General features: G+C 72.1%; 22 protein-coding genes. 5 read left to right on the top strand and 17 right to left on the bottom strand.

Annotated elements, in window-relative coordinates; all coding sequences use genetic code 11:
- The 7 genes from VB059_RS11425 to VB059_RS11395 form a co-directional block, all read right to left on the bottom strand.
- Positions 1 to 1,207, bottom strand: a 1,207-nt coding sequence (locus tag VB059_RS11425) for an ATP-binding protein (protein WP_416339547.1), incomplete at its 3' end; no start/stop codon positions are given.
- Between the two features lie 234 nt (positions 1,208 to 1,441).
- Complete coding sequence (locus VB059_RS11420; RefSeq protein ID WP_323422155.1) at positions 1,442 to 2,791, bottom strand: NAD(P)/FAD-dependent oxidoreductase; 1,350 nt, start codon at positions 2,789 to 2,791, stop codon at positions 1,442 to 1,444.
- The gene (locus tag VB059_RS11415) at positions 2,788 to 4,356 is read right to left on the bottom strand and encodes an APC family permease (RefSeq protein ID WP_323422154.1); all 1,569 of its coding nucleotides are present in this window, start codon (positions 4,354 to 4,356) and stop codon (positions 2,788 to 2,790) included. Before VB059_RS11415 ends, VB059_RS11420 begins: the two co-directional genes overlap by 4 nt.
- Positions 4,346 to 5,791 (bottom strand): aldehyde dehydrogenase family protein, encoded by a 1,446-nt coding sequence (locus tag VB059_RS11410; protein ID WP_323422153.1) that lies wholly within the window; start codon positions 5,789 to 5,791, stop codon positions 4,346 to 4,348. The genes VB059_RS11415 and VB059_RS11410 overlap by 11 nt, the downstream gene beginning before the upstream one ends.
- A 165-nt stretch (positions 5,792 to 5,956) precedes the next feature.
- The gene (locus VB059_RS11405) at positions 5,957 to 6,898 is read right to left on the bottom strand and encodes a helix-turn-helix domain-containing protein (RefSeq protein ID WP_323422152.1); all 942 of its coding nucleotides are present in this window, start codon (positions 6,896 to 6,898) and stop codon (positions 5,957 to 5,959) included.
- Positions 6,899 to 7,178: 280 nt separating this feature from the next.
- Positions 7,179 to 8,867 (bottom strand): ABC1 kinase family protein, encoded by a 1,689-nt coding sequence (locus tag VB059_RS11400; RefSeq protein ID WP_323422151.1) that lies wholly within the window; start codon positions 8,865 to 8,867, stop codon positions 7,179 to 7,181.
- Positions 8,868 to 8,978: 111 nt separating this feature from the next.
- Positions 8,979 to 9,485, bottom strand: a complete 507-nt coding sequence (locus VB059_RS11395; RefSeq protein ID WP_323422150.1) for a PadR family transcriptional regulator — start codon at positions 9,483 to 9,485, stop codon at positions 8,979 to 8,981.
- Between the two features lie 331 nt (positions 9,486 to 9,816).
- Here VB059_RS11395 and VB059_RS11390 point away from each other — a divergent pair, with 331 nt between their 5' ends.
- Together VB059_RS11390 and VB059_RS11385 are read left to right on the top strand one after the other, a co-directional pair.
- Entirely contained in the window at positions 9,817 to 10,239 is a 423-nt protein-coding gene (locus tag VB059_RS11390; protein ID WP_323422149.1) for a hypothetical protein, read from the top strand.
- The gene (locus VB059_RS11385; protein WP_323422148.1) at positions 10,236 to 10,424 is read left to right on the top strand and encodes a helix-turn-helix transcriptional regulator; all 189 of its coding nucleotides are present in this window, start codon (positions 10,236 to 10,238) and stop codon (positions 10,422 to 10,424) included. Before VB059_RS11390 ends, VB059_RS11385 begins: the two co-directional genes overlap by 4 nt.
- A gap of 112 nt (positions 10,425 to 10,536) precedes the next feature.
- Here VB059_RS11385 and VB059_RS11380 read toward each other — a convergent pair whose 3' ends face one another.
- Together VB059_RS11380 and VB059_RS11375 are read right to left on the bottom strand one after the other, a co-directional pair.
- Positions 10,537 to 12,183 (bottom strand): nuclease-related domain-containing DEAD/DEAH box helicase, encoded by a 1,647-nt coding sequence (locus tag VB059_RS11380; protein WP_323422147.1) that lies wholly within the window; start codon positions 12,181 to 12,183, stop codon positions 10,537 to 10,539.
- A gap of 123 nt (positions 12,184 to 12,306) precedes the next feature.
- A complete protein-coding gene (locus VB059_RS11375; protein WP_323422146.1) occupies positions 12,307 to 12,873 on the bottom strand; it encodes a DUF1697 domain-containing protein in 567 nt (188 codons plus the stop codon).
- 753 nt (positions 12,874 to 13,626) lie between these two features.
- On the opposite strand from VB059_RS11375, the gene VB059_RS11370 reads away from it, so the two are divergent.
- Positions 13,627 to 14,382, top strand: a complete 756-nt coding sequence (locus VB059_RS11370; protein ID WP_323422145.1) for a methyltransferase domain-containing protein — start codon at positions 13,627 to 13,629, stop codon at positions 14,380 to 14,382.
- Positions 14,383 to 14,611: 229 nt separating this feature from the next.
- On the opposite strand, the gene VB059_RS11365 is transcribed toward VB059_RS11370, so the two are convergent.
- The 4 genes from VB059_RS11365 to VB059_RS11350 form a co-directional block, all read right to left on the bottom strand.
- Positions 14,612 to 15,844 carry an MFS transporter gene (locus VB059_RS11365; protein WP_323422144.1) on the bottom strand — a complete coding sequence of 411 codons (1,233 nt, stop codon included), beginning with the start codon at positions 15,842 to 15,844 and terminating at the stop codon, positions 14,612 to 14,614.
- 9 nt (positions 15,845 to 15,853) lie between these two features.
- Complete coding sequence (locus VB059_RS11360) at positions 15,854 to 16,129, bottom strand: hypothetical protein (RefSeq protein ID WP_323422143.1); 276 nt, start codon at positions 16,127 to 16,129, stop codon at positions 15,854 to 15,856.
- A gap of 32 nt (positions 16,130 to 16,161) precedes the next feature.
- On the bottom strand, positions 16,162 to 16,776 hold the full coding sequence (locus tag VB059_RS11355; protein ID WP_323422142.1) for a nitroreductase family protein: 615 nt from the start codon (positions 16,774 to 16,776) through the stop codon (positions 16,162 to 16,164).
- A 178-nt stretch (positions 16,777 to 16,954) separates the two neighbouring features.
- Positions 16,955 to 18,409 carry a THUMP-like domain-containing protein gene (locus tag VB059_RS11350; protein ID WP_323422141.1) on the bottom strand — a complete coding sequence of 485 codons (1,455 nt, stop codon included), beginning with the start codon at positions 18,407 to 18,409 and terminating at the stop codon, positions 16,955 to 16,957.
- 74 nt (positions 18,410 to 18,483) lie between these two features.
- Here VB059_RS11350 and VB059_RS11345 point away from each other — a divergent pair, with 74 nt between their 5' ends.
- A complete protein-coding gene (locus VB059_RS11345; RefSeq protein WP_323422140.1) occupies positions 18,484 to 21,336 on the top strand; it encodes a cation-translocating P-type ATPase in 2,853 nt (950 codons plus the stop codon).
- Between the two features lie 73 nt (positions 21,337 to 21,409).
- On the opposite strand, the gene VB059_RS11340 is transcribed toward VB059_RS11345, so the two are convergent.
- From VB059_RS11340 to VB059_RS11325, 4 genes are all read right to left on the bottom strand, one after another.
- Positions 21,410 to 21,889, bottom strand: a complete 480-nt coding sequence (locus VB059_RS11340; protein WP_323422139.1) for a hypothetical protein — start codon at positions 21,887 to 21,889, stop codon at positions 21,410 to 21,412.
- Entirely contained in the window at positions 21,886 to 23,046 is a 1,161-nt protein-coding gene (locus tag VB059_RS11335) for a lactate/malate family dehydrogenase (protein WP_323422138.1), read from the bottom strand. The genes VB059_RS11340 and VB059_RS11335 overlap by 4 nt, the downstream gene beginning before the upstream one ends.
- Positions 23,047 to 23,149: 103 nt before the next feature.
- Complete coding sequence (locus VB059_RS11330) at positions 23,150 to 23,527, bottom strand: hypothetical protein (RefSeq protein WP_323422137.1); 378 nt, start codon at positions 23,525 to 23,527, stop codon at positions 23,150 to 23,152.
- A gap of 140 nt (positions 23,528 to 23,667) precedes the next feature.
- Entirely contained in the window at positions 23,668 to 23,853 is a 186-nt protein-coding gene (locus tag VB059_RS11325) for a tautomerase family protein (protein WP_323422136.1), read from the bottom strand.
- A gap of 304 nt (positions 23,854 to 24,157) precedes the next feature.
- Here VB059_RS11325 and VB059_RS11320 point away from each other — a divergent pair, with 304 nt between their 5' ends.
- A complete protein-coding gene (locus VB059_RS11320) occupies positions 24,158 to 25,519 on the top strand; it encodes a wax ester/triacylglycerol synthase domain-containing protein (RefSeq protein WP_323422135.1) in 1,362 nt (453 codons plus the stop codon).
- The last annotated feature ends 15 nt before the right edge of the window (positions 25,520 to 25,534 follow it).

Genomic DNA, 25,534 nt, shown 5'->3' with positions numbered 1-25,534 from the left:
CCGCCGCGTCGAGCCGGACCGGTCGGGCCTGCGCCCTGGCGAAGGCCGCCAGCAGGGTGGGGTGTTCGAGCCGCCAGACGGCGAGCGACTCGGCCTGGTCGGGCCCGCACCAGGCCTCGACCATCTCGCGGGTGCGGGTCGTACAGAAGTCGAGGAGGCAGGCCATCGTCGAGTCCGTCTCGCCGCGCTGTGCCAGCAGGGCCGAGCCGTAGTCACGCAGGGTGGCGAGCTGCCGGTAGCGGACCCGATCGCCGTACCTGTCCACGACGACGATCGACCGCTCGACGAGGCCGGCGAGGGTGTCCAGCACCTGCTCGCGCGCCAGGTCCCCGTACCCGCAGACCGCCTCTGCGGCCTCCAGCCGGAAGGACCCCGGGAACACCGACAGCCTCGCCCACAGCGTCCGTTCGTCCGCGGGGCAGCGTTCGTGGCTCCAGTCGACCAGGGCGCGCAGGGTCCGGTGTCGTTCGGGGCCCTGGCTGCTGCCGCCGGTGAGGACCGCGAACCGGTCGTCGAGGCGGCGGTTCAGCTCGGCCACCGACAGCACCCGCAGTCTCAGCGCCGCCAGCTCGATGGCGAGCGGAATGCCGTCGAGGCGTCGGCACAACTGACGGACGTCGTCGACGTTCGCCGCGGTGATCCCGAAGTCGGGGACCAACTGGCGAGCCCGATCGACCAGCAGCCGGACCGAGGCCGCACCGAGCAGCTCCGCCGCCGTGGTCGCCTCGTCGGGCACCCCGAGGGGGGCCAGATCGTAGAGGCACTCCCCGGGCACGTCGAGGCGTACGGTGCTGGTCGCGAGCACCACCACCTTCGGGCAGCCCTGCAGCACGGCGAGCACGAGGTCGCGCACCCCGTCGCGGACATGCTCACAGTTGTCGACGTAGAGCACCTGGGAGCGGTCGCCGAGGTGGCGGACCACCTGGTCGCGGGCGGATCGTACGGACTGCTCCGCCACCCGCAGCGCGCGGGCGACCAACGCCGCGACCTCGCCACCCTCGCTGATCGTGGCGAGGTCGACAGCCGTGACCGGACGGCTCTCGCCCTGCAGGACCTGGCCCGCCAGGCTCGTCTTGCCCAGCCCGCCGGACCCGCTGATGGTGACCAGCCGATGGTCGGTCAGGAGCTCGGTGACCGCGCGGACGTCCTGCTCGCGGCCGACGAAGCTCGTCAGGCGAGGAGCCAGCAGCTCGGTCAGCTCGGTCATGGACGAGGGACCTCCCACGGCGACGTGCGCCGTCGATCGCCACGACGCGAAGGACACCCAGTCTGGATCATCGACATGCGTCTGCGCCAGAGGCCGGCGATCATCACGTATTGGCCACGACATGGGTGTCAGTCCTGAAGGTGTCCCCGTTCCGCACAGAGCCGCAGCCGCCGTACGGGTGGGCATTCGCTGGGAACACCCACCCGTACGGCCCCTCAGCGCCCGGCGACCGGCCTATCCGGTGGAGCGGACGTCACCGGGTGCGGGGATCCCCAGGTCGGCCAGCGTGGCCCGCGCGGTCGTGATCGCGCTCTCGATCGCCCCGTCGACCACCACACCGTTCCAGCCCTTGGCCCAGTCGGCGCCGGCGAACCGCAAGCGCGAGTCGGCGCCCAGGAACCGGCTCCAGCCGTCCACGAACTGGCCTGACCGCAGCGTCGCCCAGGTCTGGCCCGACCACTGGTCGGCGGTCCAGTCGTGCCCGCTGACCTCCAGCACCTCCAGCCCGGGACACCACCGGTCCAGCATCTCCTGGACGACGGTGACATCGGTGAGGTCGACCCGGGTGTGGTCGGGTCCGAAACCGACCAGGATCGTGCTGTCATCAGCGACGTACTCACTGCGGACCAGCGTGATCGGGTGATCGGACGGGGCGCCGGCGATCAGCGACTGCCGTCCGGCGACCTTGATCCAGATCTTGAAGCCCTTCGACAGGTAGCCCTGCTCGACCAACTCCCGGCGGGCCGGGCCCAGCGGCGGCACGAACTCGATCTGGCCGAGCGCGCCGAGCGGTGCGGTGACGATGACCGCATCGGCCACCACCGGCTCCCCTGCTGCGGGATGCAGGATCGCGGAGTCGGCAGCGTGCTCGATCCGGACGATCGGGGTGTTCAGGTGGATCGGGGCGGCCACATCGGCGGCGATTGCCTCGTACAGTCCGCGCATCCCGTTGTCCAGCTTGTACTGCAGGGTCAGTTCGTCCAGCAACCGGCTCCGGTGGTCGGCGAGCGAGGCCCAGTGCATCGCCATCAGCGGGGAGGCATGGGTGATGTCGCCCTGGTAGCCGGCTGACCAGTACGCGTCCGCCAGATCGATCTCCTCCTGGCTGAAACCGCCGTCGCGCAGCACGTCGAGCATGCTGCGCCGATCGGTCGCCCGGAACCGCTCCTTGAGCTCCTCCGGCACCTCCGGGTCCGCCAGCACCCGCAGTGGCTCGTGCGGGTAGGGGAAGAACTCCCGCGACCCGGCGAAGATCCGCTCCTGGGCGCCGCGCAGCCGGTCGTCCAGGTCGGCTTCGGTGCCGCTGTGGGTGACCCCGTCGCTGATCCAGAAGGCCCGCTCCGGAGCCGGGCTGGCGTGGATGCCCTGTCCGTAGCGGATGATCTCGGTCCACACGAACGGCTGCATCCAGTGCACCCAGGTGGCCCCCAGTTCGAGCGGGCGTCCGAGGCGTTCCTCGGTCCAGGCCCGCCCGCCGATCCGGTCGCGGGCCTCGTAGATCTCCACCCGGACGCCGCGGGACTCCAGCTCCCGGGCGGCGATGAGCCCGGCGAAGCCGGCTCCGACGATGGCGACTGTGCTCATTGCTGTTCCTCGTTCCTCACGGTGGTGGGGGTGGCAGGGCCGACGCCGGGGGCGTCGTGACGGAACGGCCCGGGCTCCGGCGCCTCGGGTCCGCGCATGCTGAAGACGTACGTGGAGGCGACGCCGCCGATGAAGGCGACCGGGACGAGGGCCATCAGCACCGTCGCCACCGTCGCGTCGCCCCCGACGAGCGCGTCGAAGTTGCCGGCGACCATCGCGACCAGCCCGATCAGCAGCAGCACGGCGATCACCGGCATCACCCGGGTGCGCAGCACCGATCCCGTCCGGGACCGGGCGAAGTAGACCACCACCGACACCGAGCAGAGGATGTAGAGCACCATCAGCGACAGGACGGCCAGGCCGCCGCCCCACGGGAACAGGGTGAGGCTGGGGTCCAGCCCGAGGATCGCGAACGGTGCCACCGTCAGCGCTGCCATCACGGACTGGACCCGGGCGGCGACGAACGGGGCGTGGTGCCGGTTCACGTTGCCGAGCGGATGGGGCATCGCTCCGCGGATCGCCAGCGAGTGCAGATAGCGGTTCACCCCGTTGTGGAAGGCGATGATGCCGGCGAGCAGCGAGGTGACCAGCAGCACCCCGGCGACCTGCCCGGCCCAACCGCCGAGGGTGTCCGACAGCGGGCCGAGGACGAAGGCCGAGGTGTCCCCCTGCATCGCGGCGCGGGCGGCGTCGGCCACCTGGCCCGGGCCGTAGTAGGACACCACGATCCACAGCGCGAAGGCGTAGAAGACCGCCAGGATGATCACCGCGGCGTACGTCGCCAACGGAATGGTCCGTCGTGGGTTCTTCGCCTCCTTGGAGTAGATCGCGGTGGATTCGAAGCCGACCATGGAGGCCACGGCGAAGACGACGGCGACACCGGGGTTGCCGGACAGGACGACCGACGGTGAGAAGCTGGCCGCCAGGTCCAGCCCCTCCGGGCCGCCACCACGGACGAGCACCCCGATGCAGAACGCGGTGATCAACAGGAACTCCAGCAGGACGAGGACTGCCAGCAGCCGTGCCCCGACCTCGACGTTGCGGCTGCCGAGCACCATCACCAGGACGATGGTCAGCCCGACGATCAGCCACCACGGGACGGTGACACCGGTCAGCCCGGCCAGCAATCCGGAGAACATGTAGCCGTAGAGGCCGTACATCGCGCCCTGGATCACCCCGTAGGCGAGGATGGCCAACCAGGCGGCGCCGACACCGACCCGGGCGCCGAGGGCCTCGGTGATGTAGGCGTAGAACGCACCCTGGACGTCCACCCGGCGGCTCATCTCGATGAAACCGACGGCGAAGACACAGATCACGACCCCGACGATCAGCGATGCGGCCGGCGCGCCGGCGCCGTTGCCGGCGCCCATGGTGATGGCGGTCGGGCCGACGATGCCGGTCAGCGGCGCCTGGGCGGAGAACACGAAGAACATCACGCCCAGCACGCCGACCGAACCGGCCTTGAGCGCCCGGCCGTGCGGGGCGTCGGTCGCCTTGTCCGACCGCACCGGGGTGGCACCGGCCACGGCATCGGTCGGCCGTCCGGTGTTGGTCTCAGTCGCCATAGTGCATCCAGACCGACTTGGTCTCGGTGTAGGCGTCGATCGCCCACGGACCCATCTCCCGGCCCCAGCCGCTGGCCTTGTAGCCGCCCCAGGGCGCAGCCATGTCCGGGATCGGCAACATGTTGACGAAGACCGCCCCGGCCCGCAGTCCGTTGGAGATCCGGTGCGCGGCGGCGAGGTCACGGGTCCAGACGGTGGCGGCCAGGCCGTACTCGCTGTCGTTCGCCCGGGCCAGCAGCCCGGCGAGCTCGTCGTCGTCGCGGTAGCTGGTGACCGCCAGCACCGGGCCGAAGATCTCCTCGCGCATGATCGCCATGTCGTCGCGGACCCCGGCGAACACTGTCGGGCGGAAGAAGTATCCGTCGCCCTCCCCCGGCCGCCCGCCGGCCACCAGCTGGGCGCCCTCTGCCTGGCCCTTGGCGACCATGGCGGCGACGTAGTCGCGGTGCTTGGCCGAGACCAACGGGCCGAGCTGGGTGGTCGCCTGCATGCCGTCGCCGAGCACCAGGGAGTCCGCTCCGGCCGCCAGCTTCGTCACGAACTCCTGTTCCCGGCTGGCATCGACGTAGAAGCGGGTGTACGCGGCGCAGACCTGACCGGAGTTGATCACGCCGCCCTGCAGGTTGCCGGCCACCGCGGCATCGATGTCCGCGTCCCGCGCGATGATGGAGGGGGCCTTGCCGCCCAGCTCGAGGGTGAGCCGCTTGAGGTTGGTGTCGGCGCTGGCATGGGTGATCGCCCGACCACCCTTGGTGGAACCGGTGTAGGACACGTGGTCGACGTCCGGGTGCCGGGTCAGTGCCTCGCCGACCTCCGGGCCACCGGTGACGATATTGACCACCCCGGCCGGGATGCCCGCCTGATGGGCGAGCTCGACCAGTCGCAGCGAGGTCAATGAGGTGACCTCGCTGGGCTTGATCACCACGGTGTTTCCGGTGGCCAGGGCCGGGGCGAGCTTCCAGGCCAGGATCATCAGCGGCGCGTTCCACGGCGTGATCAGCGCATTGACACCGATCGGTTCGCGCCGGGTGTAGTTCAGCGTGTCGGGGAAGGAGATCGGATTGGTGGTGCCCTGGATCTTGGTGACCCACCCGGCGTAGTAGCGGAAGTGCTCCGCGGCACCACCGACCGACAGCTGCCGGGAGAACCCCAGCGGCTGGCCCTGGTCGCGGGTCTCCAGCTCGGCGAGCTCGTCCCCGTGCTCGCTGATCAGGTCGGCCAGCCGGAAGAGCAGGCCGGCGCGCTGGGCCGGCAACAGCCCGGCCCAGTCGGGCCGGTCCAGTGCCTCCCGGGCAGCCGCCACCGCAGCATCGACGTCGGCCGCGGAGGCCACCGTGAGCTGGTCGATGATCTCCGCGGTGGCGGGGTTGATCACCGGCAGCGTGCCGCCGTGGCCGTCCACCCATTCGCCGCTGATGCAGAGCTGTTTCGTCATGGAACAGGTCCCTTCGAATGCCTGGGGCAGCCTCGTCGCTGCCTCACCAGTAGTGAACGCCGGCGACCGGTGGCGGTTCTTGTCCCAGCGACGGCGAAACTTGGACATTCGTGCAGGGTGACCGGCGTCACAACAAACACCACGACGCCGCGACGCCGGACCCCGCTACCGGCCGCGCCGCGTCTCGCGCGGGGAATGCCCGTACTTGGCCTTGTAGACCCGGGAGAAGTGGGCGCCGTCGGCGAAGCCGTGGGCGTGCGCGATCTCGGTGATGGACCGGGTGCCGGCCAGCAGCTCACGATGACAGAGCTCCGGCCGCCGGGACCGGATGTGCGCCGCCACGGTCTGGCCCTGCGCCCGGAACAGCGCATGCAGATGGCTGAGCGAGATGTGCAGCTCGTGGGCGATCCGGGCCGGCGCCAGCTCCGGGTCGGTCAGGTTGTCATCGATGAACCGCAGCAGGTCGTCGATCAGGCGCTGCTGGGCCAGGGTGGAGCGCTCCGGGCCGAGCTGCTTGCGCAGGGTCATCCCGAGCAGGTCGACCGCCGTCTCGCCGAGCACCTCCGCCTCGTCGGGGTCGATCGAGGCCAGCTCGTCGGCGGTGGTGGACAGGAACGACGCCAAGCAGGTCCGCAGACCGCCGTCGGCGTGCATGCTGTGCCCGTTGACCCGGGCCACCGCCCGCGAGGTCAGCGGCAGCATCGCCTTGGGGACCATCAGCACCACGCTGACGTACGGGTCGGGGTAGCTCACCTGGTACGGGATCGCGGTGTCGTAGACGGCGAAGTCGCCGGCCCGCAGGCAGACGGTGCGGTCGTCCTGGGTGAGCAGGGCGCGGCCGGACAGTTGCAGACTGAGCTTGTAGTGGTCGGAACTGGTGTCCTCGATGTGGTGGCGATGTCGTACGACGCTGTGGGTCGCCGAGCTGATCTGGGCGAGCTGCACCAGCCCCAGCGCCCGCGCCGTGATCGACCCGACGAAGTGGTCCTCGTCGGTGGCCCTGATGTCGTGCGCGACGAAGGCCGTCGACGCCGTCCGGCTGAAATCGGGGAACCCGAGCACGCCGTGCCCTCCGGTGCCGTGGTGGGCATCGTCCTTGAGACCCATGAACCTCTCACCTTTCCCGAGGCCACGTCAGATGATCGAATGTAACCCAGCACACATCGTCGAGAAAGACCCCGGATGACCAGGCGGCACCCCAGGCTTGCCGCATGGCGCTCGGACGGCACCCCCGGAGCGACACGATCCGCCGATCTCCGGGGACCTTCGACTCTCCATGCTGCCCGGCCCGCAGCGGGCCTCATGCCCGGCCGCCCGGCCCGCAGAGGGCCTCATGCCCGGCCCGCAGAGGACCTCCATGCCCGACCGCCCGGCCCGGCCCCTCGGGTCAGCGCCCGTGCGGCCCGCCCCGCCCGGTCATCATCGTCCACAGCAGCGGGACGACGGACAGGATCATCAGCCACCGACCGAGCAGCGGGTCGGCGCCGGTCACCAGTGCTCCGGCGACCAGCACGGCGGCGAACACCAGGATGCCGTTGGTGCGCCGGATGGTCCGCTCGAGCCGGCGGACCTGACGGGTGAGCAGCGGCGTCCCGAGGGTCAGCTCACCGCGCTCGGCCATCGTGAGGACGCGGTCCGTACGGCCCGGCAGGCCGAGCGCCACCACGGCGATCTTCCCCGCCTCGGTCAGCACCCGCCGGGCTGTCGAGCCGCCCTCCTCGGCCACCAGTTCCTCGGCGTACGGGGTGATCGTCCCCCAGATGTTGAAGTCCGGGTCGAGGCCGGTGCACATCCCCGACAGGATGCCGATCGAGCGGCCGAGCATCAGCAGGTTCTGCGGCAGCTGGAAGGGCATCTCGAGCATCAGGTCACGGAACTGCAGCCCGAACCGCATCATCTCGGCGTGGTCGATGCCGCGCAGCTGGTTCATGCTCATCCCGCCGAACCGCTCGAACACCTGCAGTGTCGCGCGTTCGATCAGCGCCAGGTCGGCACCGGGCAGCAGTACGTCCAGCGTCTGCATGCTGTGCACGAGGCGGGCGCCGTCCCGGGTGCCGACGGCGATCAGCGCCTCCGTCAGCCCCTCGCGCAGGGTGTCCGGGACCCGGCCGACCATCCCGAAGTCGATGAACGTCAGCCGCCAGGCCGGCTCGCCCGGCGCGGCGCCGGGCTGCGGGGTGACGAACAGGTTGCCGGGGTGCGGGTCGGCGTGGAAGAAGCCGTCGACGAAGATCTGCTGCAGGTACGTGTCCGCCAGCACCGTGGCCACCTCACCGCGGTCGATGCCGGCGGCGCTGATGGCGTCATGGTCGCCGATCCGGATCGCGCTGACGTCCTCCAGGGTGAGCACCCGGCGGGCGGTGAGCTCCCAGACCACCCGCGGCACGCTGACCCGTACGTCATCGGCGAAATTGGTGGCGAACGTCTCGGCGTTGCTCGCCTCGGCCAAGTAGTCGACCTCGGCGAGCGTGGTCGTGGCGAACTCCTCGACCAGCCCGCGGACATCGGCCCGGGAGGCCACCGGCCGGTAGTGCGTCAGCCAGCCCGCAACCCGTCGCAGCGCCGCCAGGTCGACCTCGATCACCTGCTGGATGTGCGGGCGTTGCACCTTGACGACGACGTCGGCGTACCCGAGGTCGGCGGCGTCGGCATCCTTCAGCCGGGCCCGGTGCACCTGGCCGAGGGAGGCTGCGGCCAGCGGTTCCTCGTCGAACCAGGCGAAGTGCTCGGCCAGCGGCAGCTCCAGTTCGGCGAGGGCGACCTCGTGGATCGCGGCGAACTCCTCGGGCGGCACCTGGTCCTGCAGCCCGGACAGTTCGTCGGTGATCTCCACCGGGAGCACGTCCAGCCGGGCCGACAGGAACTGCCCGACCTTGATCATCAGGCCGCCCATCGAGATCGCCAACACACGGAAGCGCGCGGCGGTCCGGGCGTTGCGGCGGGTCCGCGTACGATCCGCGAGCCGGCCCAGCCCCAGCCGGCGCAGGATGATCTCCCACCAGATGAAGCTCGCCGTGACCCGCGCGAAGAACCCGACGATGCGCCGGTAGCGGGCGCGCAGGGCGGACTGCTTCATGCCACCTCCGGACTCGGCGCCGTGTGCTTGTCGGGGTTGGGATCGTTGTCGGGGCTGGGCTCGTGGGCCCGGTCGTCGGACCCGGATCAGGTCACGGGACCGAGGGCCGGCTCAGTCCTCGGCCAGGATGGCGTGCAACTGCTTGCGCGCGTTCTCCAGCACCTCCTGGGCCGCTGTCCGCTGGCTCGCGGAGCCGGTGGTGGCGACCTGGAAGACGACCTGGGCGAGCCGCGCGGCGGCCTGGCGGTAGCGCATCAGGTCCGACACGTTGTCGCCGGACGCTTCCCACGGTGCGGGCTGGCCCCCGGCCTCGGCGGCCGCCGTCCGGCCGGCCTCGGTGAGGTGGTAGACCTTCTTGCCGCCCGACTGCTCGGACTCGACCAGCCCCTCATCGGCCAGCAGCTGCAGGGTCGGGTAGACCGATCCGGCGCTGGGCTCCCAGGCACCCTCGGAGCGGTCGGTGAGTTCGTGGATGATCTGGTGGCCGTGCATGGGCTGTTCGACCAGCAGCCGCAGGATCGCCGCCCGCAGGTCGCCCTGGCGGGCGCGACCGAAGCCGAGGGGGCCGGAGCCGAACGGGCCGGTGGAGCCGGTGAACGCCTCCCAGCGGGAAGCCATGTCGAACAGGGGCGGGAAACCCTCGCTCGTCGGGCCGGAGTGATGATGGCGGTACATGAGGACCCTCCGATCGCGGTGACGGCAGACCTTGGCCTGTCGTGCCTCCATGGTAGGAGCCGGAACCGCCGATTCACGTACGCTCACCAAAGCCCCGGCGACCGAGGCCCGGCGAACCAAGGCCCCGGCGACCAAGGCCCGCGACCGAGTGATCCGAGACGCCCATGAACCGTGCCGCCTCGCCGGGCCCCCTTCCACGACGACACCAGGCCCGCGCCGTGACGACATGTCAAGGATCCTTGACTCGATGGAAAGCACCCTTTACATTGAAGTCATGACTCCAGAAGCCTCCCCACGACAGGGCGCGACGGTCCGGGCCCGCGCCGGGCGCGCGTACGCCATCCGGTTCGGGACCGCGAGCGTGCTCTACACCGTCCTGATGCTCGTCGGCATGCCGCTGGCACGTAGCCAACCGGCCGGCTCCTTCGCTCGCTATGCGCTGGTATGCCTCCCGGTCATCGGGGTGGCCATCGGCGTCCGGGCACTCTGGCGCCTCGTCCACGAGGCTGATGAGCTCCAGTCCCGCCGACTGATGGAGGCCCTCAACGTCTCGATCGCCGGCACCATCCTCGTCACGTTCTGCCTCGGCATGATGCAGGTGGTCGGGGCACCGGCGCTGCCCTGGTTCTGGGTGATCCCGGTCTGGGCGGCCTCGTTCGGCATCGGCGTGGCCCGGACGGCCTGGAAGTACCGATGAAGAACCGCCTCAAGGAGCTCCGTACGGAACGCCGGTGGACCCAGGCCGACCTCGCCGGCGCATTGGACGTGTCCCGCCAGACGGTCAATGCTCTGGAGACCGGCCGCTACGACCCGTCCCTCCCGCTCGCGTTCACCATTGCCGCGGTCTTCGGCCGCAGGATCGAGGACATCTTCATTCCCTGAGAGGCCGGCCCATGCCCTGCTGGGCCGGCGCCACCCGGCGGCCCGGTCGTCGGGGGCCGAGCGGTCGAGGCCCCGCCGTCGGGTCGAGGGCCACATCATCGAGGCCCCGCTGTCAGAGCCCCAGCCGACGGGCCACCTCGTCGCCGCCCATCGCGCGGATCACCGCGGGGTCCCCGACCACCACCAGCCGATCGGTGGCCCGGGACAGTCCCACGTAGAGCCGCTCCTTGGCCCGGTCCCGCGTACCGTCCTCATTGAGGCACAGGATCACCGCGCGCCGTTCCAGGCCCTTGCAACCGAGCACGTGGCCGTAGAAGACGTCATCGCCGTCCCAGAACGTCCGCCAGTAGCCCTGCTGGCCGTACGCCTGCTGCCGTTCCACCTGGACATCGTGGCGCTTGCCGGTGGTCAGCAGCATCACGTGCGCCGGATCCCAGCCCTCGTCGAGCAACCGGTCGACCTGGTCGTCGGCCGCGGCGATCGCGTCCTCGGTGCGGACCGGGACGCACTCGACCCGGGGCCCGTCCTCGCCGCGCAGTTCCATCCGTGCCCCGGCGAGCGGGAGGAAGGTCTCGGCGATCTGCTTGGTGTTCCGCAGGTTGTGGTCGAGCACGAGCGGCACCAGGGTGACCGGCGGCCGTCCGAACCGCTGGAACACGCGCTGCTGTTCGTCGCTGTAGACGTGCAGCCGACCGGTCTCCTCATCGCGCAGCGCGGCGAGCAGCGGGCGCCACCAGGAATCGGCGAAGTCCTGGCCCTCGTCGACGATGACGGCGTCGAACCTCTCCTCCCGGGCCAGTCCCCCGGCCAGGTCCAGCATCTGTTCGGGCAGCCGGTGCTCCCAGAAGTCGCTGTCCTCCCGGCTCCCGTCGGGCGCTCCCCAGGAGCGGCCCAGCGCCGCGAAGGTGCCGATGAACGCCGGCCGGTGCCGGCGCCCGACCTTGTTGAGCTCACGCCGGAAGTACTCCGCCAGGCCGATCGAGTAGCAGACCAGCGCCACCCGCTGCGGTTCGAGGCCGCCGTGGCCCCGGGCGAGCTGCTTGGCCTGGGTCAGCGCGAGGATCGTCTTGCCCGAGCCGGCGCACCCGCGCACCTCCGTACGCGGCACGAAGCGAGTGATGTCGAGCAGCAGCGCCTGCTCCTTGGTCAACCGGTCGGCGCGGCCCTCGCGCTCGGCGGCGTCGGCCTCGACGTCCTCCACCGGATGGTGCGCCCCGCGCAGGATCGTCCGGACCAGCGCGACATCGGCCGCGGTGGGCACCCGGCCGCCCCGGGCGGCCGTGCACAGGCCCCGCAGCCGCTCCCCGAGCCTGCCCATCTCGCGGCGGCCGAGCACCTGCCAACGCTCCAGGCCGGGCGTATGGAAGTCGTCCGGCCAGTCGGTGTACGGGGTGACCAGGACGTGCTCGATCCGCAGCCGGCTGTGGCCCTGCCAGCGTTCGTCGCATTCGAGGTAGTCACGGACGGCGTACTTGTTCCGCAGGCCCTGCTCGATGTCGAACTCCCGCCGGGACTCCCCCGCACCGACGTACCACTGCCCGTGGGTGCAGTGGACGCTGCCGCCCTTCACCTCGACGACCACGATCCCGCTGTCCGGGATCAGGCAGAGGAAGTCGACCTCGTGGTCGTACGTCCCGGTGAACCGCAGTCCCGCGAAGACCACCGACCCGTCCGGCAGCTGTTCGACCAGTCGGCGCCCGACCAGGTGTTCCGACTCCGTCGCGTACGTGGGGGCTTCCGGGATCAGCTCGGCGGTCATGTCCGGCACCGTAGCGGGGCGTCGCGCCGCCCGCAGGGGTTCGGGGCGTCGCGCCGCCCGCAGCGGTTCGAGGCATCGCGCCGCCCGCAGCGGTTCGAGGCATCGCGCTCGCGTCGCGGGGCGTCAGGCGGACTCCATCTTCCTGACGATCCGCTGGACCGTCAGCCACGTGCGGGTCGTGATGTCCTTGCCGCAGGTCTTCTCCAGCCACGACATGACCCCCGAGGGCGTGCCGGTCGTGGTGTTGTCGAGGACGGCCAGGATGACCCGCGCCGCCGGGTCGTAACCGAGACCCCGGGTCAGCGGATCGGGCCGCTCGGGCCAGTGCTCGGGCGCCGCCGCGGCGACCTTCACGGCTGCCCGGTCCTTGAGGAAGGTCACGGTGAGGTACGTGCTCCGATCATGGCTGAGCCCGGCGAACGGGTCACGGTCCAGCAGCGCCCGCAGCTCAGCGTGCTCGCGGATGATCGTGCCTCCCCCGATGCCCAGCTCGCGGACCAGCGCCGCCTGGATCCGTTCCTCGAGGACGGGCACGTCGGACTCGGCGCTACGGAACACGATGTTGCCGCTGGCCAACACCGAGGTGACATCGCCGAGGCCCAGCCCCTCGAACACCCCGCGCAGCTTGTCGTTGGTCATGTTCGGGTTGCTCGGCGTGATCCCGCGCAGCAGCGCGGCGTACCTGCCCATGGCACCGAGCGTACCCATCACGGTCGGATCGGACCGCCGCGAGGATCGCCTCGCTCACCTGCTGCAGGTGCGCCATGTCCCGGTCGGCCCGGGTCATCGCGGCGGTGAGGTGCCCGACGGCCAGGCCACGGTCGGGTCCGAGGTCTGGGCTGGGTCCGAGGTCTGGGCTGGGTCCGGGGTCTGGGCCTGGGGCCGGGCCAGGGCCGGGCCGGGTCAGGGCCGGGCCGGGCCGGGTCAGGGCCAGGGTCGGGTCGGGTCGGGTCGGGTCAAGGTTCGGCCCAGCCGGCCCCAGACACTGCGGCACCGTCAAGGCCTCAGACGCTGCACCACCGGCGGGAACCCAGACGCTCCTGTACGCGCCGCCGGAGCACAAGCCCGGCACCCGGCACGTGACCGCACAGGACGCCCGCGAGGATCCGCAGGAGACCGACCTGGTGGACTGACCCTCGTCGGTCGTGACCGCCGCGACCGCAGCCGGGTGGTCGCAGCCGCGGTGGTCACGACCGCACAGTGGTCACGACCGCACAGTCGCCGTGAGTTCAGCACGCCGCCGCGTCCCCATTCAGCTGCGGCCCGCCGGTGCGCGGCGTCGCCATGGGGACGCGGCGGCTGCGCAGGAGCGCGGCGGCTGCGCGGGGACGACAGGTGCGCAGAAGCGCGGCGGTTTGCAGGAGCACGGCGGCTGCACAAGGACGACAGCTGTGGAGGACAGCGGTTGTGCAGGAGCGCGGCGGATCCACCACAATCGGCATCATGACCGCTTCCGCACCGCGCGACTGGGACGCTGCCACGTACGGCGCCCTGCCCCTGCCCCACGTCGGCTGGGGCCGACGCGTCCTCGACCGACTCCACCCGGTCGCCGGTGAGACCATCCTGGAGCTCGGCTGCGGCACCGGGCGCGACGCCGCGGTGCTGCTCGCCGAGCACCCGGGCTGCCGGCTGGTCGCCCTGGACGGCTCGCCACAGATGCTCACCGCCGCGGCCGCGGCCCTGGCGCCGTACGCGGACCGGGTCCGGCTGCGGCAGGCGGACCTGCGCGAGGGGTTCGAGGTGGACGAGCCGGTGGACGGCGTGATGAGCGTGGCGACGCTGCACTGGATCCCGGACCATCCGGGGGTGTTCGGGGCGGTCGCCCGGGCGCTGCGTCCCGGCGGCCGGTTCGTCGCCGACGCGGGGGGCGAGGGTCAGCTGCAGCGGGTCCACCGGGCCCGCCGGCAGGTGGAGGGCACCGCGGCCCCGCAGGACGCGACCCACTTCGCCGGCGTCGAAGCGACCCGGACGGCGCTCGTGGCCGCCGGGTTCGTCGATGTCGACGTCCGGCTGCGCCCCGACCCGCTGGTGCTGGACGAGACGACCCTGCGGCCCTATCTGGCCACCGTCATCCTCGGCGAGGTGCTGCGCGGACTGCCCGAGGCCGCCCGCGACCCGTACGTCGATGCCGTGGCGCGGGCGATGGGTGAGCCGGTGATCGACTACGTACGCCTCGAGTTCGAGGCCCGCCATCCCTGAACCGACGGGCACCCTCGCCAGACGTCACGACGAGCAGCCCAGCCCGTCACCCCTGAACGGACGGGCCCTCTCACGGGTGGCGCGCGATCGAGACGCACGCCACCCGTCCCCCTGAACGGACGGGCCCCTTCCGTCGGACGTCACGACGAACGGCCCAGCCCGCCGGCCCCGAACCGACGGCCCGCTCGTGGACCGCGTGTCTGACCTCCTCAGGGCTCGTCGCACTCCCTCAGGGCCTCGTCATCCTCTGGGCCTCGTCATCCACGTACGTGGGGCGGGCGACCCGCACACCGGCGAGGGTCATCACGACAGCGGTGCCGATCAGCAGGGTCAGCACCCACGGCCAGCCACCGGTCAGCTGGTGCACCACCCCTACGAGCAGTGGGCCGATGCCGGCCATCAGGTAGCCGACCGGCTGGACGAACCCGGACAACCGGGCGGTCACCTGCGGATCGCGACTGCGGGCGGTGATCATGGCGATGGCGGCGGTGAAGGCCCACCCGCCGAGTCCGAGCAGGGTGGCCCACAGCCACGGCACCACGGCGGGCACCAGCCACAGCCCGACGTAGCCGGCGACGGTGAGGACGCCGAAAGCCACCATCACCGGGGTCAGGTCGGGCGAGCGTTCCACCAGGACCGGCATCAGGAAGCCGCCGAGGATGCCGAGCACAGAGACGAAACCCAGCAGACCGCCCGCCGCGCCCGCCGGCAGCCCCGCGTCGCGGTAGATCTGCGGCAGCCAGCCGAACTGGACGTACGCGTTGAGCGCCTGCATCCCGAAGAAGACCGACAGCGCCACCGCGGTGGGCGACCGGAGCAGGGAGCCGCTGGGAGCGACGATCGGCACGCCGGCACGGTCGGCCCGATCGCGACGTTCCCGCACCGTGAGGACGGCCCACGGCACCAGGCCGACCGCCGCCGCGAGGCCCCACACGCCCAGCGCCGCCCGCCAGCCCCCGGGCGCGACCGCCGCCACCGGCGAGGCGAACATGGACGCGGCGGCCGCCCCGACCAGCAGCATCACGCTGTAGACGGTCATCAGCCGGGTGACGGCGCCGCCGCCGTGGCGTTTGATCCAGGCCGGCACCAGCACGTTGCCGAGCGCCATGCCGGACAGCCCGACCAGTGTGCAGGCCAGGAAGGCGAGGGTCGAGCCGGTGAACGTCCGCAGCAGGAACCCACCGGTGATCAGCGCCAGGCCGGCGAGGACCCCCGCGGTGAGCCCGATCCGACGCGACAATGCGACCGCCACGGCGCCGATCGCCGCGAACGTCAGGCCGGGCAGGGCGGTCAGCAGGCCGGCGGCCGTGCCGTCGAGGCCGAATTGCTGCCGGAGCTCGGCCATCACCGGGCCGACGGACGTGGCCCCGGGGCGCAGGGAGCCCGCCACCACGACCACGGCGACCAGGGCGAGGGCCGGTCCGACGATGATCGCGCAGTCACTCCGCGTGTTCTCACTCACACCGGGAGGTTAGTCGTCGAGCTCGTCCTCCACCGGAGGGCCGAGCTCGGGGCGTTCCTCGTCGTCGTCCCCGCCGCCCCGGGTCAGGGATGGGAACCAGGTGTCCTTGGCGGTGCTCCGCCGGCCCACCGGCCCGCCGGAGGCCTCCGCCTGCCGCAGTCGTACGGCCTCGGTGTGCACCAGCTCGGCGACGTACGCCTCGAGGGTGCGGCCTGCGGCGCCGGCCGCCCGGGTGAGGGTCGAGCGATCGGGTCCGTCGATCTCGACGCTGAGGTCCGCTGTCATGCCCGCATCGTAGGCCCCGCCGGGACCGCGGGTCAGGGATGCCGGGGCGAGCCTGCCCGGACGTCCCGGACGATCGTCAGCTCGGCGAGGTCGCGGCGGGTGCGCGGGGCGGCGTCGCGCTCGCGGATCGCCTCCGGCACGTCCTCGGCGTCGGCGAGCTTGCCGACCGCGACCAGGCTGACCGGCTCGAGCTCGGGCGCCAGGTCGAACGCGGCCCGCAGCTCGTCCACCCGGAAGCCACCCATCTGACGTACGTGCAGACCGCGGGACTCCGCCTCGATGCTGAGGTGGGCGACGGCCTGGCCCAGGTCGTACTCGGCCCACCGGAGCGGCTTGCCGTCTCGCTCGAGTTCGGCGATCGCCACGATCAGCAGGGAGGCCCGCGGGGTCCACGCCTGGTTGAAGCCCATCAGGGCACCCAGGATCCTGTCGAAGCTCTCCGTCCCGCGCGCCGCGACGATGAACCGGGTCGGCTGCCGGTTGCCGGCGGACGGGGCCCAGCGTGCGGCCTCGCCCAGTGCGGTCAGGTCCTCCTCGGGGAGGACGTACTCGGCGTCGAAGCCGCGCGGGCTCCACCGCCGGGCAAGGGCCTCATGGATCGGGACGGACGTGGTGTTACGCGGTTGCTGGTCGAGCGTCGTCGTCATATCTCTGCACCTCAGGCATGATCGACCGCCGCGGTCGGTGAAACCACCACGGCGGTCGTTGAAAACCAAATCATCTGACGTGGCCAGGTTAGTACACCCACCAAGTACACCCACCAAGTGCACCGATCACGATCCCGCGTCACGATCCCGCGTCACAGTCCGGTGTCACGATCCCGCGTCACGGTCCCGCGACGCGTGGCGCCGCCGGGCGCTCCACGACCAGACGCTCCACCACCAGGGCTCGGGCACCGTCGGGGGTCGGGGTCAGTACCAAGGTGGCGGCGTTCGGCCCGGACGGCCGCAGCCGACGGCGCAGCGCGGCGGGGTCGGTGTCGACGCCGCGTTTCTTGATCTCGAGCCGGCCGACCCGATGGTCGCGGACCCAGGCCCGCAGCACCTTCTCCTTGGCCGCCAGGACCTCCAGCACCCGGAAGCCGGTGGCGAACCGGGTCGGATCGGGGTGCCTCCCAGCTGGCCCGGCCGGATCGAGGCGACTCCCAGCTGACCCGACCGGATCGGAGCGCTCCCCGACTGACCCGGCCGGATCGGAGCGCCCTGCGCCCGGCCCTGCTCCTGGTGCCGCCGCACTGACCAGGTAGGCGATCTCGTCCGCCACCCGCCCCGCGTCGAGCAGCTCCGCCAGTCGGTCCACCGCCCCGGCCCGGATCACGGCGGGGTCAGGTTCCCACAGCACGCTCCCGACGGCCGGCGCCCGCAGCGGGCCCGGCGCGTCCTCGGCGACCAGTCGGAGCACGGCTCCGCCGTCATCGAGCAGTGTGGCGGTCCGGGTCCCGGCGACCGGCAGGGTGGATGTCACCACCTCACCCTGTCCGGAGGGTCCGGAGGGTCCGGACGGCACAGACGGTCCGGGAGGAGCGGACGCCGGCCGATCCGCCGCGTACGCGGCAGGCAGTGCCCACAGGGCGACCTCGACCAGGTCGCCGCGATGACTCACCCATTCGGCGGCGACGTCCTCGGGGATCATCCGGTACGGCAGGCCCGGCCCGAGCTTCAGGCACCCCACGCCGCCACCGGCGGTGGCCCGGGCGAGCAGCCCGACGGCCCAGTCCCAGGGCGGGGTGAAGTCGGCCGGGTTCCACGTACGTCCCGCCCCGGTCCGCCGCGCCGGATCGGCGAACACCGACACGCCGGGCGACCACAGCTCGTCCAGCCGGACGGTGACGTCCCCCTGCAGCACCCGGGCCCGGCCGGCCGCGACGGCGGGCGCGAGGTTCGCCGCAGCCACCGCGGCGGTGACCGGATCGATCTCCACCGCCACCACCTCGAGGCCGGCGTCGAGGAAAGCCCAGGCGTCGGTCCCGATGCCACAGCCCAGGTCGAGCACCCGGGTGGCCCCGGCCGCCACGTACGTCGCGGCACGGTGCGCGGCCACCGCCGGCCGGGTCGCCTGTTCGAGACCCGCCCGGGTGTAGAACCAGCGCTCGGCGGCCGCGCCGAACTTCACCCGGGCGGCCCGCCGCAGCGAGGCCTGGGTCAGGATGGCCGCTGCCCGCTGCCCGTAGCGAGCCCGCATCCGCGCCACCGCACCGGGCGCCTCGGTGTCGGGGAGTCCGCTCGCCTCCGCCAGCGCCTGCTGCCCCGCCGGGGTCCCGAGCCACGCGATGTCGTCCACCGGCCCATTGTGCGCTGCCGGGAGCCGGGGTCGCCGCCTCCTGCACCGAACAGGCCGGCTCCTACACTGAACAGATGGCCACGAACGCCCGTTCCACCCGCACCCGGCCCGCATCTGGCGCCGCGCCGCGACTGGGCGATCCGACGCTGCGACCGGCGACCGACATCGCCGCCGCCCTCGGCGTCGACCCGGACCGGGGGCTGTCCGCGGCGGAGGTGGCCGCCCGCCTGGAGCTGTACGGCCGCAACGAGCTGACCGGCACCCCGCCCGAGCCGGCCTGGCACCGGTTCCTGCGGCAATTCAACGACCCGCTGGTCTACCTGCTGCTGGTGGCTGTGGGGATCTCCCTGCTCGCCTGGCTGGTCGACGGCGCCCGCGGGCTGCCGGTCGACGCCCTGGTCATCGTGACGATCCTGCTGCTCAACGCGATCATCGGCTACGGCCAGGAACGCAAGGCGGTGGACGCCGTCGCGGCGCTGCGGACGATGACCGCGGCCCATTGCACCGTGCTGCGCGACGGGCGCCAGGAGACGGTCGCCTCCGCCGATCTGGTCCCCGGCGACATCCTGCTGCTGGCCGAGGGCGATGCCGTGGGCGCCGACGCCCGGCTGCTGAGCACGTCCGCGCTGCAGGTCCAGGAGTCCGCTCTGACCGGTGAGTCGCAGGCCGTCGAGAAACATGCCGGCGTGATCGCGGCCGCGGCCCCGCTCGGGGACCGGGTGAACATGGCCTACCGGGGCACCGCGGTCGCCCGGGGCGTCGGACGGGGGGTTGTCACGGCCACCGGGATGGACACCGAGATGGGCGCCATCGCCGGGATGCTCAATCGCACCGAGGACACCGAGACCCCGCTGGACCGCGAGATCGCCCACGTCTCGCGGACCCTGGGCTGGATCGTCGTCATCATCGCGCTGGTGGTGATGGCGACGATCGTGCTGGTCGACGATGTCCGCAGCCCCACGGCACTCGTCGACGTGCTGCTGCTCGGCGTCTCGCTGGCGGTGGCGGCGGTGCCGGAAGGACTGCCCGCGATCCTGTCGGTGGTGCTGGCCATCGGGGTGCAGCAGCTCGCCCGGCACCGGGCGGTGGTCAAGCAGCTCTCGTCGGTGGAGACCCTCGGGTCGGCGTCGGTGATCTGCTCGGACAAGACCGGCACGCTGACCCAGAACGAGATGACGATCCAGAAGCTGGTCACCGCCTCGGGCACCGTCGACCTGTCCGGCATCGGCTACCGGCCCGAGGGGGAGGCCACGTACGACGGTCGGCGCCCCGACGACCCGGCGTTGCTGACCGAGGCCCGTACGCTGCTGCGGCAGGGATCGCTGGCCAACAACGCCCAGCTCACCGAGACCGACGGTGAATGGTCGATCCAGGGCGATCCGACCGAGGCCGCGTTCCTTGTCGCGGCGCGCAAGCTGGAGGGCCCCGGGCACGACCTCAGCGGCTACGCACGGCTCGCCGAGGTCCCGTTCACCTCCGAACGCAAGATGATGTCCACCCTGCACAGCCACGGCACGCGGACCGCGCTGCTGAGCAAGGGCGCACCGGACGTGCTGCTCGACCGGTGCGACAGCCGGCTGGTCGGCGACGAGGTGCGCCGGCTCGACGAGGCGGCCCGGCGCCGGATCCTCGACGAGGTCGAGGCGCTGTCCGCGCAGGCGTACCGTACGCTCGGCGTCGCCTTCCGCGAGGTCCCCGCCGACCCGCATCCCGCGGCGGAGTGGGCCGATGCCGAGCAGTTCGATGCGGCGGCCGAGGTGCACCTGACCTACGTCGGCACGGTGGCCATCATCGATCCACCGCGCCCGGAGGCCGAGGCGGCGATCCGGGAGGCGCATCGGGCCGGGATCCGGACGATCATGATCACCGGCGACCACCCCAGCACCGCGGCCCGGATCGGCACCGACCTCGGCATCATCGCCCCCGGCGGGCGGGCGCTCAGCGGCGCGGAGCTCGAGGAGCTGACCGACGAGGAGTTCCGGACGGCGACCCGGGAGGTGTCGGTGTACGCCCGGGTCGCGCCCGAGCACAAGCTGCGGATCGTCGATGCGCTCCAGGACGACGGGCGGATCGTCGCGATGACGGGCGACGGCGTCAACGACGCCCCGGCGCTCAAGGCGGCCGACATCGGCATCGCGATGGGTCGCACCGGCACCGAGGTCACCAAGGACGCCGCCCGGATGATCCTCGCCGACGACAACTTCGCCACCATCGTGGAGGCCGTCGAGCAGGGCCGGGTGATCTTCGCGAACATCAAGAAGTTCCTCCGCTACCTGCTGAGCTCCAACATGGGCGAGGTCTTCACCATCTTCCTGGGCGTCGTGCTGGCCGGGCCGATCGGCCTGCACCCCGACGCTCCGGGCGGGATGGCGCTGCCGCTGCTGGCCACCCAGATCCTCTGGATCAAACTGGTGACGGACTCGGCCCCCGCCCTGGCGATGGGCGTGGACCCGCAGATCGACGACGTGATGGCGGTGCCACCCCGCGACCCGGCCGAGCGGGTGATCGACCGGCGGATGTGGCACGACATCGGCAGCATCGGCCTGGTGATGGGCCTGGTCACCCTGCTGACGATCGACCTGTGGCAGCCGGGAGGCCTGTTCGAGGGCAGCCACACGTACGCCGAAGCGCAGACGGCGGCGTTCACCACCCTCGTCCTCGCCCAGTTGTTCAACGCCCTGAGCTCCCGCTCCGAAACCGTCTCGGCGTTCCATCGGCTGTTCGCGAACCGCTGGCTGTGGGGCTCGATCGGCGTCGTCGTGGTGCTGCAGGTGCTCGTGGTCGAGGTACCGTTCCTGCAGGCCGCGTTCAGCACCGCGCCGATGACGCCGCTGCAGTGGCTGATCTGTGTCGCGATGGCCTCGGTGGTGCTGTGGTTCAGCGAGCTGCGCAAACTGGTGCTGCGCGCCCGCGACCGGCGGCACTGACCATCGGCCTCAGCACATCCCCGGTCCCCCGTACGCACCGCCCCGCGTACGCATCGCGCCGGCACCCCTCGCCTCAGCGCACCTCGGAGATCACCGTCCCGATCGTCAGGGCGCCGGCCTCCCGGGCGGCGGCCGCCACCGCGGCCACCTCCGCCAGGGTGCCCTCGACCAGGACCGGCTGATCGGCCGCCGAGTCCCCCGACCAGACGACGTCCAGCCCGCGAGGCGGTCGGAAGGCCACCCCGGGCGGCATCCGGACCACTCCGGCGGCCCGCGCGCCCGGATCCTCGAACGGCCGCAACGTCAGCGCCCGCACCACGTTGAGGCGTTCGACCACCCGGCGGAGCAGCCGGCACTGCCGTTCGGTCGCGTCGAAGGTCAGCGCGATCGCCCCGGGCCGGCCGTCGAGCGCCCCGGTCGCCAGCGAGGTGAAGTTGATCCCACGTTCGGCGAACACCGACGCGAGGGCCATCAGCGCACCGGGCTGGTCGAGACACCGGACCAGCGCCACCCAGGACCGCGGCACCGAGGGATCGGCTCCGGTCCCGCTCATCGCCCCGCTCCTTGCGTCGTTCCTTGCCTGCCGTCGACGCCCGTCGTTCCTTGCCTGCCGTCGACGCCCGTCGCGCCGAGGCTGCTCAGCTCGGCGACGGTCACGTACGGCTCGACCGTGGCCGCGATCCGCCGGGCCGAGCGGGCCAGCAGAGCGTCCTCGTCAGGTGGCAGCTCGCCGAGCAGCACCTCGCTCCAGCCCTCCGGACGCAGGACGACCGGGACGCCGAGCACGCCGTGCACCGGTGCCCCGGCGAGCCGCGCCTCACCGGCGAGCGCGACCTGACCGGCCATCACGATCTCGCGCCCCTCGGCGAAGGCGGTGATCAGGTCGACGGTGGCGTTGGCCGTCCCGACGGCCGTCCGGGCACCCGACTGGTGGGTCAGCCACGGCCGGGTGACCGTCCGCAGGTCCGGCGGCCACGTCTCGACCATCGCGAACGCCCGCCCGCTGTCACGTTCGGCGAGCAGCTCCGTCTTGCCGGCCGCGATCTCGTCGGGGAAGTCGGCGAGGTCACGCCCGTGGCGCAGCCGCTCGACCGTACGGTCCCGCTCCCCCTCGACCAGCCCACGGATCCGCACCGACGACCACAGCGGCACCGCGTCGTCGCCGTGCTGGCCGGCGATGAACCCACCGATCCGCTGCCGGCGCACCCCGAGGGTGTGCGCGATCTCGCGGCGGAAGCGCAGTGTGTCGAGCCAGGCGCCCATCCCGATCACCCGGTGCCGGCCCAGTCGGGCGGCCATCGTCGCCACCCCGAGCTCCACCGGGTTGGTGACGACGACCACCACCTCGTCGCCGGATCCGTGCTCGGCCAGCGCGTCGGCGTACGCGGCGAACATCGCATGGTTGGCCCGGGCGAGCGCGGCCCGGTCGACCGGCTGGCCCGGCTTCGTCCCCAGCGTCGCCCCGGAGGCGACGACGATGACGTCGGCGACCACCTCGCCCGGCTCCAGCGCCACGTCGATCAGCGGCGCGATCTCGTCGTATGCGTCGATCAGGTCGGCCCGGTAGCCGTGCGTCGCCGCGGCGGACGAACCACCCCGGCGCCCGACGAGCTGCAGCCGCGCGGTGGTCGGCAGCGCACGACGTTCGATCAGCTGGGTGCACACCTGCCGGCCGACCGCACCGGTGGCACCGATCACTGCGACATCCATGGGCCGAGCGTACGGAGCACGTGTGTCGAACGTGTTGCGGCCGCCGCGGCCGACCGGAGCGAGGCAGCTCGGCGCCCACCCGCCCGGCTCCCCGGGCCACAGCTCATCGGGGGAGGTCGACCCAGCGAGCAGCCGCCTCGTACGTGTCGGACGGGGTCTCGTTGAACGCGATCGCCGCGCCGGGAGCGTGTCGGCGCACCAGGTTGACGACCCGCTCGAACAACCCCAGGTCATGACGCACACCGCCACCGACGACGACGCATTCCCACGGCCGGGCACGTAGTGCGGTCGTGATGACCGCCTCCACGTCGTCGCTGCCGTCGAGACCGACGAGACATGACCCGACGTCGACGCCGTGCTCACGGAACCGATCCAGTCCGACCTCGATGCCATCGGCTATCGGCGTGGGGTCCCACGGCCCGGGGACGCGATACGGATCGAGCCCGATGACGAGCACGCGGGGGGTCACGGTCATGTCCATGCTCACTCCTCCGGCCGAGAACTCTCTGCCGAGCGTACGTGACCCGTGGGAGCGCCGGTTTGTTCCCCGTGGCTGGTTTGTTCCCTGTGGGAGCGCTACGTATTCCCCGAGGGGAGCGCTACCTGTCCGCCGCGGGAGCGCTACCTGTCGCTGCGGAGTTTCGACCCGACCGAGAAGCGCGTCGGGGGCACCTCGTTCACCATCACCCGGATGGAGTCCATCGGCGCGTTCAGCGTCTCGTGGGCGACCTCGGCCACCCGCCGGATGAACGTCTGCACCACGTCGTCGTCGCGACCCTGGACGAGGGTCACCTGGATGATCGGCATGAGCACTCCTTCGTGTCGTCGGTGCGGTCGAGCCTAGCGAGTGCGGCGATGACGGCCACCCCCGGCCCCGAGGTCCCCGACAAGGGGCCCGGATGCGACGACGGGTGCTTCCCGACGGGTACGTCCCGACCGGTACGTCCCGACGGGTCCGACGCGACGACGGGCTCATTGCGACACGGCCCATTGCGACGACGGGCCCGACGCGACAATGGATCCCACGGGCAGAACTGACAGTGGGCCCCACGGCAGGGCAGTCGCGGGGCCCACACGGCAGACGTAGGCGTCGACGACGGGAGTGGGTGCGGTGTCGCGGAACTCGACAGGCAGGGGCCCCGGGATCACCCGACTGAGCGCCGATGACCTGGTCTCGCTGGCCGAGGACTCCGGCCCGGTGCCGATGCAGGTCGGCGTGGTGGTGATGTTGCGGACCGACCCCGACTTCCGACCCGAGGACGTGGTCCGCTCGCTCGACGCCCGGATGCCGGGCGTCCCACGGATGCGCCAGCGGCTGATCCGCCCCGCCCTCGGCCGGGGGCGGAGCTTCTGGGCGGACGACCCGGACTTCAGCATCGACCGGCACGTCCGCATCGTCCGGACCACGGGTGGGCCCGAGGTGGCGCTGACGATCGCGGATGGACTCGTCACCACCCCGCTGCCCCGCGATCGGCCGCTGTGGGCCGCCCGTCTGGTGGTCGGCCTCGACGACGGACGTACGGCCGCGCTGATCTTCGCCACGCACCACGTGATGGCCGACGGCATCTCCGGGATGGAGCTGCTCCGCGGGTTGGCCGACGGCCCGCCGCCGGTGGCCGACCAGGCCTTCCCCCGGCCCCTCCCGACCGGCCCGGCTCTGCTGGCGGACAGCCTGCGGGAGGCCCTGCGGTGGTGGCGCCGGCTTCCGCACACCGTTCGGCTGATGCTGGCCGAGCTCGACCTGCTGCGGGCCTCCCGACGCCCGCCGATCCCGGTGAGTTCGCTGAACCGGCCCGTCGGGCCGCGGCGCCGTTCGGCCACCGTCAGCGTCGACCTGACCGAGGCACGGCGGGCTGCCCGGGGCGCCGGGGCCACCGTCAACGACCTGGTGCTCACCGCGATCGCCCGGGCCCTCGGCGCCCTGCTGGCCACCCGGGGCGAGTCGGCCGACGAGTTCGTCATGTCCGTCCTGTTCGCGACCCCCCGCTCCGGGCCCGCCGGCGTGCCCGGCAACCGGTCCGGGGCGGTCCCGATCGCCATCCCCACGACGGGGGACCCGTACGAACGGCTGCGGATCGTGGCCGGACGGACCGCGGCGGTGAAACGCCGGCACCGGGCGGCACTCAACAGCCTGCTCGGGCCGCTGACCCGCCTGCTGGCCGGGCTGGGGATCTTCCCGTGGATCGCCGGCCGACAGCGGTTCATCCACACCATCGTCAGCAGCCTGCGGGTGCCCGGCCGACTGACCATCGCCGGCCGGGAGGTCACCGGGATCATCCCGTTGTCCGTCGCCACCGGCAACATCACGGTCGTCTTCACCAGCCTCGCCTACGAGGGCCGGGTCACCGTGGCGATCATGGCCGACCGGGACGCCTGCCCCGACCTGGACACCCTCCGGGACGGCCTCGCGGCGGCGCTGGCGGAGCTGGTCGCGCTGCCTGGACCCGCCGTCGAATATCGTGGTGCGGACTGACACTTCCACGGGCGC

It is taken from the genome of Raineyella sp. (assembly GCF_034933565.1).
GTDB lineage: Bacteria > Actinomycetota > Actinomycetes > Propionibacteriales > Propionibacteriaceae > Raineyella.
The sequence above is the reverse complement of the archived record's forward strand: the minus strand, read 5'-3'. Positions and strand labels throughout refer to the sequence as shown.

Bases quoted from the DNA above. Each gene is read 5' to 3' on its own strand.
- VB059_RS11395 (WP_323422150.1), bottom strand. From the start codon at position 9,485: ATGGCTTCCCGCTGGGAGGCGTTCACCGGCTCCACCGGCCCGTTCGGC.
- VB059_RS11410 (WP_323422153.1), bottom strand. From the start codon at position 5,791: ATGACGAAACAGCTCTGCATCAGCGGCGAATGGGTGGACGGCCACGGC.
- VB059_RS11415 (WP_323422154.1), bottom strand. From the start codon at position 4,356: ATGGCGACTGAGACCAACACCGGACGGCCGACCGATGCCGTGGCCGGT.
- VB059_RS11380 (WP_323422147.1), bottom strand. From the start codon at position 12,183: ATGACCGCCGAGCTGATCCCGGAAGCCCCCACGTACGCGACGGAGTCG.
- VB059_RS11390 (WP_323422149.1), top strand. From the start codon at position 9,817: ATGACTCCAGAAGCCTCCCCACGACAGGGCGCGACGGTCCGGGCCCGC.
- VB059_RS11360 (WP_323422143.1), bottom strand. From the start codon at position 16,129: ATGACAGCGGACCTCAGCGTCGAGATCGACGGACCCGATCGCTCGACC.
- VB059_RS11400 (WP_323422151.1), bottom strand. From the start codon at position 8,867: ATGAAGCAGTCCGCCCTGCGCGCCCGCTACCGGCGCATCGTCGGGTTC.
- VB059_RS11345 (WP_323422140.1), top strand. From the start codon at position 18,484: ATGGCCACGAACGCCCGTTCCACCCGCACCCGGCCCGCATCTGGCGCC.
- VB059_RS11335 (WP_323422138.1), bottom strand. From the start codon at position 23,046: ATGGATGTCGCAGTGATCGGTGCCACCGGTGCGGTCGGCCGGCAGGTG.
- VB059_RS11340 (WP_323422139.1), bottom strand. From the start codon at position 21,889: ATGAGCGGGACCGGAGCCGATCCCTCGGTGCCGCGGTCCTGGGTGGCG.
- VB059_RS11420 (WP_323422155.1), bottom strand. From the start codon at position 2,791: ATGAGCACAGTCGCCATCGTCGGAGCCGGCTTCGCCGGGCTCATCGCC.
- VB059_RS11375 (WP_323422146.1), bottom strand. From the start codon at position 12,873: ATGGGCAGGTACGCCGCGCTGCTGCGCGGGATCACGCCGAGCAACCCG.
- VB059_RS11355 (WP_323422142.1), bottom strand. From the start codon at position 16,776: ATGACGACGACGCTCGACCAGCAACCGCGTAACACCACGTCCGTCCCG.
- VB059_RS11385 (WP_323422148.1), top strand. From the start codon at position 10,236: ATGAAGAACCGCCTCAAGGAGCTCCGTACGGAACGCCGGTGGACCCAG.
- VB059_RS11330 (WP_323422137.1), bottom strand. From the start codon at position 23,527: ATGGACATGACCGTGACCCCCCGCGTGCTCGTCATCGGGCTCGATCCG.
- VB059_RS11325 (WP_323422136.1), bottom strand. From the start codon at position 23,853: ATGCCGATCATCCAGGTGACCCTCGTCCAGGGTCGCGACGACGACGTG.
- VB059_RS11370 (WP_323422145.1), top strand. From the start codon at position 13,627: ATGACCGCTTCCGCACCGCGCGACTGGGACGCTGCCACGTACGGCGCC.
- VB059_RS11405 (WP_323422152.1), bottom strand. From the start codon at position 6,898: ATGGGTCTCAAGGACGATGCCCACCACGGCACCGGAGGGCACGGCGTG.